Here is a 13919-nt window from a genome sequence, read left to right as displayed (position 1 = left end):
ACTAAATTGAAAAACATCAAAAGCCATATAACACTAACAATCAACACCTTACATATTCACAACCACTTATTTTCACCACTTAATGATTTAATCAACAAACATTTTGTTACTTTTTTTATTACTTTTGCATGAGCAAACATAGCACTGTCCACAAAGACAAAAGCTATAAAAAAGAGATATACACAAAATCAAATAACAAAAACTTAAATTTATGAGAAAAGCAAAAAGTAATGCGATGTTGCGAGGATTAGCATCTACAGCACTCGTTCTATTAATCTCGGCTACTGCCTGGGGTCAAAAGATGAAGATTACTGGCACTGTAATCGACAACACCAATGAACCCATTATTGGAGCTTCTGTTCTTGAAAATGGAACGCAAAATGGTGTAGCCACCGATTTGGATGGACATTTTACCATCGAAGTACAACAAGGTGCCAAACTCAAGATTTCTTATATTGGCTATAAGAATAAAGAAGTAAAGGCTTCAAATGGCATCAAAATCACACTTGAAGAGGAAGCTAACATGCTAAATGAAGTAGTTGCCATCGGTTATGGCTCAGTGAAGCGTAAAGATGTTACTACTGCTGTTTCAAGCGTGTCGGCGAAGGATCTTTCTACACGTCCTATTGTATCTGCAGCTGCTGGTATGCAGGGTAAAGCAGCAGGTCTACAAATTTCACAAGCCAATGGTCAGCCAGGTGCTTCCCCCACCATACGTGTGCGTGGTACTACATCATTGAATGGTAGCAACGACCCACTCTATGTGGTAGATGGTGTGCCTATGACCAATATTGATTTCTTGGCTGCTGATGATATTGACAATATCCAAGTATTAAAAGATGCATCTTCAGCTGCCATCTATGGTTCTCGAGCTGCTAATGGAGTTATCATTATCGGAACCAAGCAGGGAAAAACAGGTGTGGCAAAAATTAGCTTGAATGCACACTATGCGTTTAATACTGTACGCGATAATCAAGAATCACTCAATGCTGCACAGTATAAAGAATTGATGGATGAGATTGGTTTGGTAAAACTTCCAGAAGGTTTGAAAGACATGACCGACTGGAAAGACGAGGTTTTCCGCACTGGAAACGTACAGGACTACCAGGTCTCTATCACTAATGGAACAGAAAAAATGAGATACTTCATCTCTGGTGGTTACACGGGCGAAAATGGTGTCATCAAGAAATCAAGTTACAAACGTTACAATTTCCGCGCATCTATTGAAAACGACATTCGTAAGTGGCTGCGCCTTAATGCAAGCGTAACCTATTCTGACTATACCAACAAGGGTACAGGTATTATTTCCGGTACGGGTTCTAACCGTGGCGGTGTAGTTACGGCTATCGTCAATACGCCTACTTACGCTCCTGTATGGAATCCTGAGAATCCAAATCAATTTTACAACAACTTCTATGGCGTAAATATCACTTCACCTGCTGAGAATATAGCCCGAACACAGAACAACAAATCTGCATACAATCGTTTGTTGGCTACAGGAAAAGCAACAGTTACCTTCATGCCTGAGTTGACGTACAACCTGTCTTTGTCTTTCGATCGCACACAAGGCACAACAACCAACTTCCTCGACCCTATCTCTACAACCATTGGTCGTCAGGAATTTGGAACAGGCTATGATGGACGTAATATCAGCAGTGTTATCGTATGGGACAATGTGGTGAATTACAAAAAAACATTGGGTAAACATAACTTTGATGCCATGGCAGGTAGTTCATGGACTCAAAGCAAGTGGAGCCAAAACTATATCAATGGTAGCAACTATGCGAATGATAACTTCCCTACTCTGAATGCTGCCAACAAGATTTCCTGGACAGGAACAGGCTCTTCTGCTGCTGATTGGGCTATCTTCTCTACCTTCGCTCGTTTACAATACAACTGGAACGACACCTATATGGTAACAGCCAATATGCGTGCTGATGGTTCTTCCAAGTTAGCTCCTCACCATCGTTGGGGTTATTTCCCATCTTTCTCTGGAGCTTGGCGTGTGAGCAATGAGAAATTCATGAAGGATATCAAGTGGATAGACGACTTGAAGATTCGTGGTGGCTGGGGACAGACTGGTAACCAGAGTGGCCTGGGCGACTATAGTTATTTGGCAAGATACAATATCAATCGTGTACAATGGTTTGGTGAGGGCAATGACGCCAACGCTATACCTACATTCTCACAAGGCAACTTGAGCAACCCTGAGTTGACATGGGAAACAACAACACAGACTAACATCGGACTCGACCTGACTGTATTAGGAAACCGCTTGACTTTCTATGCCGATTACTATTACAAGAAGACCAAGGATATGCTGATGAACATCACCCTTCCTGCAGGAAGTGCAGCTGCAACAAGTCTTACCTATAATGGCGGTTCGATGAGCAATAAGGGTTGGGAATTTGCCTTCTCCTCAAAGAACTTGATTGGAACATTTAAGTGGAACACCGACTTTAACATCTCATTCAATAAAAACAAGTTGGAAAGTCTGGCTCTAACGCAAGTATATTATGATGCTAAAACCACCGACTATGTCAACGAACCTGTTGTACGCAACACTCCCGGCATGCCTTTAGGCAGTTTCTGGGGATATATAGCAGAAGGGGTTGATCCTGAAACTGGTGACATGAAGTACAAGGACATAACTGGCGACGGACTCGTTTCGGCAAGTGATCGTACCTATATCGGTGACCCTAACCCAGACTTCACTTTCGGTATGACCAACACCTTCTCATATAAAGGTTTGAATCTCAGTATTCTTATCCAGGGAAGTTATGGAAACGACATCTATAATGTCTCCCGAATGGAAACAGAAGGAATGTATGATGGCAAGAACCAAAGCACCAAAGTATTGGCACGCTGGAGAATTCCAGGACAAATCACCAACGTACCTAAAGCTAAGTGGGACATCCGTAACTCTACCTACTTCGTAGAGGATGGCAGTTATATTCGCTTAAAAGATATCTCCCTCTCTTACGATGTTCCACGCAAACTGATCTCACGCTTCGGACTGACTCGTTTGCAGCCATACGTATCAGCTACCAACCTGATTACCCTTACCGATTATTCTGGTATGGATCCAGAGGTCAATCAGTATGGTAATAGTGGTAGTGTACAAGGCATCGACTGGGGTACATACCCTCTCAACAAAAGCATAGTATTAGGTGTAAAAGTTGAATTCTAAAAATCATGACAACAATGAAAACATATAATAAAATCAAGACTTTAGCGCTCGGTAGCTTAACCATGATATCATTGGCAAGTTGCTCACTCGACTATGAGCCTATATCCGAGCCTTCAGAAATAACACAGGGCACCCAGACTGAAACATCCACAGCTGTTTTAAAGGATAAGGCTGCCGCAGAAGCACAACTCAAGTCTCTCTATGAGTTGTTCCGCAACCGCCAGGAACACACCCATCTCGATTATCTCTTGATAGGCGACTCTCATAGCGATAATGCGTATGCTGGTACTACAGGAGCCGAGGTGGTGCCTTACGAAACCAACTCTATCGATGCCAGCAACTCTGTTTTGAGCCGAGACTGGAATCGATACTTAGAGGATATCGCTCAAGCCAATGTGCTCATCAATGGCGTAGAACAACTGAAGGAAAGTGGCCAAATCTCAGATACAGAATATCATTCCTATAAGGCTCAAGGAGAAATTTTCCGTGCATTGATGATGTTCCGAATGGCACGTCTTTGGGGCTCATTCCCTGTTATTACAACCATTGCAAAAACAATCACCTCTGATAACATCAATGAGGTATACCCTACTTACTATCCTCCTCGTAAATCACCCAAGGAGTGCTATGAACAGATTATTGCCGACTTGACAGATGCTGAAAAATATGCTCCTGACAATGATAATTCTGACCGCACCAAGATGACCAAGACTGTAGCTCAAGCTATGCTTGCCAAGGTCTACGCCGAAAAGGAAGTACAAGATTACGATAAAGTAATAACCTACGCTGATAAGGTAATCAAGACAACAGGTGTAGAACTTGAAGATAGTTATGAAACTCTCTGGGGATACGATGAGACAACCAAGGATTGCCTGAAACGTAATACCAAAGAAGGTATTTTGGAGGTTCATTGGACAACAGGTAGCGGAAACTGGGAAACATGGATGTACGGACGCCAGTTGGACAACTGGGATTACTATTTCACATGGGCAAAGTGGATTACTCCTTCGCGCGACATCATCAGCGACTTCGAAAAAGAAGGCGATGAAATACGCAAGAATCAGGCTATTGTATATTATGCATGTACATGGAGCAACTATTATCCAGCCTCCAACTACCCATTCATGTATAAGTTGCGTTCTTCCTACAGCAACATTTATTGGATTCGACTCGCTGACATTATCCTCATGAAGGCAGAGGCGGAAGCCTATAAGGGCAACCTTGACGAGAGTGCGAAACTCGTAAACCAGATTCGTAAACGTGCCAAACTGAAGGAACTGACTTCTGATAAGACAAATAGCAAGGAAGCTATGATAGAAGCCGTGCTTCACGAACGCCGTTTAGAGCTTGCCTTTGAGGGAGAGCGTTGGTTCGATCTATGCCGCAACAACAAAGTAGAAAAATATCTCAATGGTATTGATAATCGTGATAAAGGCCGCAACAAACAAGTTAAACTGTTTGACAGTAACTCTTACCTGTTGCCTATACCACAGACGGCTCTCGACCAGAACACTAACCTGGAACAAAACCCTGGTTACTAATCACAATCTCAAAATGTGAAGATAAAATTATTTCAAATATAAAAAACTCAACTTTCGCAAAAGGGGAAGTTAAAGAAGTTAAAGAAGTTAGAGAAGTCAAAGCCATATGCTTTATAACTAAATATACAACAAAAAAGGCTATAGGCTATAACTTCTAACGACCGAAGGGAGTGATAACTTCTTTAACTACTATAACTTCCGTACATGCGAAACTTCAATAAAAAAGAACTATTCATATGAAATACCATAACCATAAAATTATGATGTTTATCTGCGCCACAGCATTTTCTGTGACAGCATGCAGCAATAGTAATTCATTCTCAGATCCTATTGATTTTGAGACTCCAAGCGAAGTTCCCAACCCTATACCTACACAAGGAACTGCCAAGACTTTTACCACAACAGCCGATGGCACATATTCCTTGGCAGAGGGAGAAACCAAACTTTTTGATGGTGTATCTATGGCGCCAACAACCATCGAAATAGACAAAAATAAGAAATTCCAGACTATCGATGGTTTCGGATATGCCATCACCTACTCTTCTTGCTACAATCTCATGCAGATGAATCCTGAGGCTCGCCTGGCTCTCTTAAAGCGCATTTACTCCACTACAGAGGGATATGGCGTTAGTTATGCTCGCATCTCACTGGGCTGCAACGATTTCTCGAGTACAGAATATACTTATTGCGATAAAAAGGGAAGCGAGAACGATCCTATCAGTAATTTCGAACTTTATAGCGATGAAAACAACTATGTGATTCCTATATTAAAGGAAATCTTGTCTATCAACCCAAGTTTAAAAATCATAGCAGCACCATGGACTTGTCCTAAATGGATGAAGGTTGCTGACATCGATACCAAGACTCCAAAGGACTCCTGGACTGACGGACACCTCAACCCTGATTACCGTGAGACCTACGCCAAGTATTTTGTGAAGTTCATCAACGTGATGAAAGAAAAGGGTATCAATATCTATGCTGTAAGTCCTCAAAATGAACCATTGAACAAGGCCAACTGCGCTTCTCTATATATGCCATGGCAGGAAGAAGCTCCTTTCGTAAAGGCTTTGGCTACCGAGTTCAAGAGAAGTGGTCTTACAACCAAGATATATGTCTTCGACCATAATTACAATTACGACAATATAGCAGACCAAGAAGATTATCCTATTAAACTCTACAATGCTATCGGTGACAATTTTGAAGGTTCCGAGTTGGTTGTTGGAGCTGCATATCATGACTATGGTGGCAACAACAGTGAATTGACAGATATCCATAACCAACGCCCCGACAAGGAACTTATCTTCTCAGAAACAAGTATTGGTACATGGAATAATGGACGCGACTTAAGCAAACGTCTGATGGCAGATATGAAGAATGTAGCACTCGCTACTGTCAATCAAAACTGCAAGGCCGTACTCGTTTGGAACTTGATGCTCGACAACAAAATGGGTCCCAATCTTGATGGTGGATGCCAAACTTGCTATGGCGCCATCGACATCAATCAGAATGGGTACAATCAGTTGAGCTATAATTCTCATTATTACATCATCAACCACATGGCAAGCGTGGTGGCCCCTGGTGCTGTTCGTATCGGTACTACTTCACGTACCATTAATGACAGCAAGATAACTCATGCAGAATTTTTGAATCCTGACGGAAGCCTTGCTGCTGTTATCATCAACGAGGGAGATGAGACAAAATCTATCAATCTAAGCGATGGCATCCATAACTTTACATGCAATGTACCTGCTAATGGTGTTATTTCGTGCAAATGGAATAAATAATGAATGTCATTTTAGTAATTAATCAACAATAGATACAACCATTATGAAACATATCAAATATTATATCATAGCATTGCTCGCTCTACCACTAATGGCAGCTTGCAGTGAAGACGACTACAAAGCTCCAACACCTACAGGAAATCCAGTGATGAGCTATAGCGCTCCTACTAAAGCAGTATGGATGGGCGAAGAGGTAGAAGTGAAAGTAGACTGTAAGGATGAGGCGGGCGTAGCTCTCTCTACCTTGAAAGCCAACTTGCTTTTCAGCGGTCAGAGTGTAGACGCAACAACTATCCGTACCAAGGAGCCGGGTGAATATCTTGTCAAGCTCAAAGTACCTTACGTTCAGAGCATTCCTGATGGCAAGGTTGATATACAACTCACTTTGCAAAATGTGTCGACAAAGGCAAATACTGAGACGTTATCATTCGACATCAAGCGTCCGCACTTTACAAACTTGCAATTTATCTGTGCAGACGGAACCAAGTATGACATGACCGAAGTTGACAATTTCTTGTATCAGACAGTCCTTCCCAACACAAAGAAGAACTTTAAGGGATATTTCGCTACCAAAGATGGCAAGTTCGTGTTTGGTTCAAGTACTGGAAAGGACATCAATTTGGGCGAAACCAACAACTTCAACTTCTCGTCAGAGAATACTGATCATGTAGTCGTTATTTTCGATGCCAAGAACTATACTGCAGGACCTACAGATGTTTTACCAGTCACCAGTCTCGATTTTTCCGATTCTGATGCGGGCAAGACTTGGGTAGGAGATATTAAACAAGGTGCTACCTGTAATCTTACTATCAATGGCAACAATTTACCAGACGATTGGTACTACGACAATGATTGGTTCCAAAAAGAAGAAGATGGCACCTACACCTTCAAGGCCATCACAGGCAGATACACCGTACAGGCTGACTTCACTCATAAGTCTTTCCGCATCTGGACAATGAATGGAAACGAGCCTATGGCATTGAACGCTGATGGTACTGGCGCTATTTGGATAATAGGAAACGAAGGAATCAACAAACCTACTTGGGACGCTGTAAATCATGGTTGGTGGACTGGCACCGATTCTGATGTCTGTCTCACTCCTATCAAGGATAAGGTATATCAGGTTACACTCACCATAGGCAAGCAACTCAGAGCTACAGACATAAACTTCAAATTCTTTGGTCAGGCCAACTGGGGTATTGAGTTCAAGGGTAAGGATAACAGCCATCTCATCTCAACTGAGAGCGAGGTATTCGGCATCGGTGACGGTAACGGTCACGACAACGGCAATGTTTATCTGAAAGATGGAGTAGAACTGAAGGATGGCGAGACATACGTTCTTACAGTTGACTTGACTGCCGGTGTAGACAAGGCTGTTCTCAAAGTAGAAAAGAAATAAAAAAACGTGACTTGTAAACCCATCTAAAAGAAATTAAAAGTAGATTTAGGTTTAGAACTGAATAATATAGGTATTTTGATTTGTTTGAAGGCTGTTCCAAGTGATTGGGACAGCCTTTTTCGTAATGAACTTATCCGTAGATGTCATTTACTGAAGTTTCACATGTACGGAAGTTGAATTAAAAAAGAAAAAACATGCCAAACATTTGGCATTATCCACTAAAAAACTTATCTTTGCATTTGAATGTTCGCTTACTCAGTAGAACAGGCTAAATTTAAATCTATTTTAATCTTACAACAAACAAAACATAATGAAAAAGATACTATCTTTGGTATATATATTGTGCTTCTCTGCACTAACTTCAAGTTTTGCTCAGAATAAAAACATAAAAGACTTATACGAGCAACTTGATCAGGCTATCAAACAATCACAATACTATATCAACCAAAAAGAAAGCCGCATCACTAAAATCAAAAAACAGAGCCGACAAGGACATACACCCCAACAACTCCTAACCGCATATTACAAACTATACGAAGAATACAAAGCATACCAAAGCGACTCTTCTATTTATTATATTCACCAAGCCATCGACTTGGCAAAAAGAAACAACATGAAGAGCGACATTACCAAGTTGAGAAGCTTACTTGCTTTACAATATTCAACATCAGGAGCTTTCACGGAGGCACTTCATGTTCTACAAAGTATCGATAAAAAAACTTTGAATAACTCTAACAAGAAAGACTATTACATAGCCTTTTATCACGTCTATGGCGAACTGGGCTTTACAAATATAAACATTGACACTGAGCTAAGTCAAGAATTCTACAGCAAACAAGACTGTTATCGTGATACATTATTTTCAATATTATCCCCTAACAGCGAGGATTACCTCATGAGAAAGGAGGTCTTGCTAACCAACCAGAATAAGTTGAAAGAAGCCCTTAAAATTAACGACATCCGATTAAGCAAGTGCAAGAAAGGAAGTCACGAATATGGAATTGTGGCCTACTATCGCTACTTAATATACCGCTCGCTGAAAGACGAGGACATGGTAAAATACTGGCTCCTACAATCTGCTATATGTGATGTAAAATGTGCCATCAACGACCAAGCTTCACTCTGGATTCTTGCAGAGATACTCAGCAAGGAAAAAGATGTGGAACGCTCATACAAATACATCAACTTTTCGTGGAAAGCCAACAAGAAATTCTGTACTCGCATACGCAGTTGGCAGATATCTCCAGTGCTTGGCACCATAGACCACAACTATCATGCAGAACTCAAAAAGGCCAACCATCGTCTCATCTTTGCCATTATATGTGTGAGTCTTTTGGTCATTGCATTGGCTTTATTGACATTCTATGTCAACAAGCAGAAATCGTATCTGTCGAAAGCAAGAAACGAACTGAAGAAAACCAATACTCAATTAGAAGAACTCAACAACAAACTATCTTCCGCCAATGGTATGCTAAAAGCATCCAACGACAAACTCAATGAGTCGAATGGGGTTAAGGAAGAATATATAGGCCAGTTCCTGGGGGCTTGTTCACACTACATCGATAGACTGGACCAAATGCGCCTCAATGTCAATAAGATGGTAAAAAACAAACAGTACAACGAACTCTACTCTATGACTAAGAGTTCAGAGGTCAAGGAGCATGAACTTGAAGAACTATACGCCAATTTCGACAAGGTATTCCTAAACCTCTTCCCCAACTTCGTGGAGGATTTGAATGGACTGCTGAAGGAAGAATGCCAAATTCATCTATCCTCCCCTAACAAACTCTCAGCCATAGTAAGAGTATTTGCACTCATTCGTCTGGGCATCGACGATAGTACAAAGATTGCAGAATTCCTACACTATGCAGTCAACACCATATATAATTATAGGGCAAAACTACGCAATGGCGCAATCAATGACAGAAATGAGTTTGAGAAAAAAGTCAGAGAATTAGGAACGCTGATGAAACATCAAGAGCCAGAGGAATAGAAGGAAATCGAGCATGAATAGAGATTGATTTCAAATTATATCTTCATGTTACTTGTTCTTATGGAATTCCCAAAAAGCAATAATATTTCATAGTTTACTCCCGAAAAGGTATAATTAGTTAAAACTTATTATATATTATACCTTTTCGGGAGTATTTTCAATTATTCTTTGTATATTTGCCACCGAAAGGGTATAATATAATACATTTTCCTTCATCACATTACCCGAAAGGGTATAAAATGAGTATCATAATTGCCAAGAAACAAAGAATATGAGCGATACATTATCATCATACGTAAAAGAAATGCGCAAGCAGTTCGGATTGACACAAGTCGACCTGGCTGCCAAAGCAGGCGTAGGACTCAGATTCGTACGCGAACTGGAGCAAGGCAAAGAAACACTACGCCTCGACAAGGTAAACCAAGTTCTCTTACTTTTCGGACAAGAAGTAGGACCTATTCCTATCCAAAAAGAATAAATTTCATAAACATAGATTCTCCAGAGGATAGTAGATTTCTCTGATGATAATGACAAAGAAACGACAAACCACAACTCCCATCTAAAAACGCAAGATATGAAACAAGGAAGAGTATATCTCTACGACCAATACGTGGGAATGTTGACTGAAGATGAGACAGGATTTACCTTTGCATACGATGCCAATTATCTTGCATCAAAAACAGCAGAGGCAGTTAGTTTAACCCTCCCACTTTCCGAAGAGCCCTACCACGACACCGTGTTGTTCCCCTTCTTTGATGGTCTGATTCCAGAAGGGTGGTTGCTGAATATTGCTGAAAGCTGCTGGAAAATCAATCAGCGCGACAGGATGTCGCTCCTGTTGGCTTGCTGTAGAGATTGTATAGGAGCAGTAAGCATTATTCCTGTTGAAGATAACGAAACCACAATGAAGTAAACATCCACCAATAAATAAAGAAAGAAAGGACAACCGTGTATGGAGAAATGTTTATATTGCTATAAGCCCTTAAAAGTAGGTCAGGTGGACTACCATCCAGCCTGTGCACGCAAGCTTTTCGGAACTAAGGAAGCCCCTCTCCTACCTTATGTTAGAAAAGAAATAGGCGATTTGGCCAAACAAGTAGTCAGAAGTCAAACTACACTCACAGGGGTACAAGCCAAGCTCTCGCTCGATGTCAACCCTGGAGGCAAGAATGAACCTTCGCGATTTACCATTGTCGGACTATGGGGGAAATACATCCTAAAGCCACAGACAGAGCGATATCGTTGTCTGCCAGAGATAGAAGACCTCACAATGCACCTTGCCGAGGCTGCCAAGATAGCAGTGGTTCCTCACGGATTGATACGCTTTGCCGATGGCGAGCTTTGCTACATTACTCGAAGAATAGATCGTCTGGAAGAGGGACAGAAAGTACCGATGGAGGATATGTGTCAGCTGTCTGAACGACTTACCGAATACAAGTATAAAGGTTCCTACGAGCAGATAGCCAAACTTATCAAAAAACATTCATCCTTTTCACAGCTCGACCTTGTCAACTATTGGGAAGTTGTCATCTTTTCGTGGATAACAGGCAATGCCGACATGCACCTCAAGAACTTCTCGCTATACAATAATCGCAAAATGGGCTATGCTCTTACTCCTGCCTACGATTTACTATCTACCAAGATTGTGATGCCTGAAGACACGGAGGAATTAGCATTAACACTCAATGGCAAGAAAAGGAAGTTACAGAAGTCTGATTTTATCAAAGTGATGACAGCTTCTGGACTTAGCGAAAAGGTTATCAGTAATATGGCAAAGAAGTTCCGTCGTTCCATCGTTAAATGGCTTGACCTCATCGATGCCTCTTTCCTACCCGAAAACATCAAGAAAGGATACAAGAAACTGATTCTCAGCAGGGTGATGGCGTTGAGATAATTATCTCGATGTGCTACTGCACTCACAGACCACATACATCAAAAACAGAATATAAATAAAACAGAATAAGAAATGAAGAAAATATTATTATCATTATTGACAGCCATCAGTTTTGGAACTACAGGCTGCTCAGCACAATCGGACAGTATTGACACATTGGCTCCACAGTCCTTTATCAAACAGGCTAAAGCCGATACAACAGCCATTATTCTCGATGTACGCACACCCGAAGAATACAAAGAAGAGCATTTGGCTGGAGCCCAGCAGCTCGACTTTCTCAATACATCGGTCTTCGATGCTGGTATCAAATTGCTCGACAAGTCGCACACCTATTATGTATACTGCCGAAGCGGCAAGCGCAGCCATCATGCCTGTATGAAAATGCAGAAGCAGGGCTTAAAAGTATTTGACATGGAGGGTGGAATCCTCAACTGGAAAAAGTTAGGAATGCCTACAACTAAGGAATAAGTTTCCTCAAAAAATGGAATTAACACGTTATATAATGTGAGATAACTACTTCTATTAAATTCCACAAAGACTTCAATAGGCGCCTACTATTCTATAACGAAAAAGCCTGAGAAAATGTCAAGCATCATGCAAGCATATTTCTCAGGCTTTTTTATCTTTACTTTGTCAAATGCTATTTCTTCAGTACGGGCTCGCAAGTGATATTGACACCGAGTTTTTTAAAGATACGCTGGTCTACATCACTCAACATCACAGTGCAGTGAGCCTGACAGCCACGCAACTTAGGCAACTGCTGTAAAGCCACACGACAGTTCTCATCGTTCTCGGAAAGAACAGAGAGTGCCACAAGTACCTCGTCGGTATGAAGTCGTGGATTATGGCCACCGAGATAATTTACCTTGGTATACTGTATAGGTTCTATCATCGACTGAGGAATGAGCTTTAGGTTATGATCGATATCCCCCAAATGCTTGGTGACATTCAGCAACAAGGCAGCACTACAGCCAAGCAGTTCGCTGCTGTGACCACAGATGATGGTACCGTCTTCCAGTTCTATAGCAGCCGATGTATGTCCAGTTTCCTGCTTGTGATTCTTGGCAGCCACAGTCACCTTACGATAATCGGTAGTAATCTTAGCCTGGTTGAAGAGCATCTGTATCTTGCTGATTTCCGCGTCATTGCAGGCTCCAGCCGCCATCTTGTTGGTGGCTGCATAATATCTACGTACTATCTCATCCTTGGATGCCTCACAACAAACCTCATCATCAGAGATGCAGAATCCCACCATATTGACACCCATATCTGTGGGCGACTTATATGGATTGCTGCCATAGATTCCCTCGAAGAGCGCATTGAGCACGGGATAAATCTCCACATCGCGGTTATAGTTGATGGCTATCTTGTTGTAGGCCTCTAAATGGAAGGGGTCTATCATGTTCACGTCATTGAGGTCGGCAGTAGCAGCCTCATAAGCGATGTTGACAGGATGTTTCAAAGGCAGATTCCACACAGGGAAAGTTTCAAACTTAGCATATCCTGCATGAACGCCACGCTTATTTTCATTATACAACTGACTCAGACAAACAGCCATCTTACCACTTCCAGGACCAGGAGCTGTTACGATAACTAAAGGACGTTCTGTTTCTACATAGTCATTTTTACCAAAGCCCTCATCAGAAGCAATTAACTTCACATTGTGAGGGTATCCCTCAATCAGATAATGACAATAAGTCTTGATGCCCTCACGCTCTAAGCGCTGCTTGAAAGCGATGGCTGCAGGCTGACCATTGTAATGGGTGATGACAACAGATCCCACCATGAAACCTCGATGCTGAAACTCGCCACGCAGACGAAGTACATCTTCATCATAGGTAATACCCAAGTCGGCACGTTTCTTGTTCTTCTCAATGTCGGCAGCACTGATAACTATTACTATCTCTATGCTGTCGCTGATTTTCTGAAACATACGCAACTTACTGTCAGGCTGAAAGCCTGGCAAAACGCGGCTGGCGTGGTGATCGTCGAAAAGTTTACCACCCAATTCGAGGTAAAGTTTTCCGTCAAACTGTGAGATTCTCTCTTTGATATGCTCTGATTGAATTTTCAGATACTTCTCATTGTCGAAACCTATCTTCATCATTCTATTTGATA

The 13919-nt window shown here is 41.6% G+C and carries 10 protein-coding genes; 9 read left to right on the top strand and 1 reads right to left on the bottom strand.

All coding sequences use genetic code 11. From position 1 onward, the window contains the following. The first annotated feature begins 211 nt into the window (after window positions 1–211). From F7D20_RS00525 to F7D20_RS00485, 9 genes are all read left to right on the top strand, one after another. A complete protein-coding gene (locus tag F7D20_RS00525) occupies window positions 212–3190 on the top strand; it encodes a SusC/RagA family TonB-linked outer membrane protein (RefSeq protein WP_158462326.1) in 2979 nt (992 codons plus the stop codon). Window positions 3191–3204: 14 nt separating this feature from the next. Next, on the top strand, window positions 3205–4731 hold the full coding sequence (locus F7D20_RS00520) for a RagB/SusD family nutrient uptake outer membrane protein (protein WP_158462337.1): 1527 nt from the start codon (window positions 3205–3207) through the stop codon (window positions 4729–4731). Window positions 4732–4991: 260 nt separating this feature from the next. Beyond that, window positions 4992–6515, top strand: a complete 1524-nt coding sequence (locus F7D20_RS00515) for a glycoside hydrolase family 30 protein (protein ID WP_228114056.1) — start codon at window positions 4992–4994, stop codon at window positions 6513–6515. 43 nt (window positions 6516–6558) lie between these two features. After that, window positions 6559–7914, top strand: coding sequence for a DUF5121 domain-containing protein (locus tag F7D20_RS00510; RefSeq protein WP_158462324.1), 1356 nt, complete (start codon window positions 6559–6561; stop codon window positions 7912–7914). 310 nt (window positions 7915–8224) lie between these two features. Next, window positions 8225–9907, top strand: coding sequence for a DUF6377 domain-containing protein (locus F7D20_RS00505; RefSeq protein ID WP_158462323.1), 1683 nt, complete (start codon window positions 8225–8227; stop codon window positions 9905–9907). 271 nt (window positions 9908–10178) lie between these two features. Then, a complete protein-coding gene (locus F7D20_RS00500) occupies window positions 10179–10385 on the top strand; it encodes a helix-turn-helix transcriptional regulator (RefSeq protein WP_158462322.1) in 207 nt (68 codons plus the stop codon). A gap of 96 nt (window positions 10386–10481) precedes the next feature. Next, window positions 10482–10820 (top strand): HipA N-terminal domain-containing protein, encoded by a 339-nt coding sequence (locus F7D20_RS00495; RefSeq protein ID WP_158462321.1) that lies wholly within the window; start codon window positions 10482–10484, stop codon window positions 10818–10820. 39 nt (window positions 10821–10859) lie between these two features. Further along, a complete protein-coding gene (locus F7D20_RS00490; protein WP_158462320.1) occupies window positions 10860–11801 on the top strand; it encodes a HipA domain-containing protein in 942 nt (313 codons plus the stop codon). Window positions 11802–11873: 72 nt separating this feature from the next. Continuing rightward, window positions 11874–12269 carry a rhodanese-like domain-containing protein gene (locus tag F7D20_RS00485; RefSeq protein WP_158462319.1) on the top strand — a complete coding sequence of 132 codons (396 nt, stop codon included), beginning with the start codon at window positions 11874–11876 and terminating at the stop codon, window positions 12267–12269. A 172-nt stretch (window positions 12270–12441) separates the two neighbouring features. Here the strand turns inward: F7D20_RS00485 and F7D20_RS00480 are convergent, their stop codons facing one another. Further along, complete coding sequence (locus F7D20_RS00480) at window positions 12442–13908, bottom strand: DUF1846 domain-containing protein (RefSeq protein WP_228114055.1); 1467 nt, start codon at window positions 13906–13908, stop codon at window positions 12442–12444. Between the last annotated feature and the right edge of the window lie 11 nt (window positions 13909–13919).

It is taken from the genome of Segatella copri (assembly GCF_009495355.1).
GTDB lineage: Bacteria > Bacteroidota > Bacteroidia > Bacteroidales > Bacteroidaceae > Prevotella.
The sequence above is the reverse complement of the archived record's forward strand: the minus strand, read 5'-3'. Positions and strand labels throughout refer to the sequence as shown.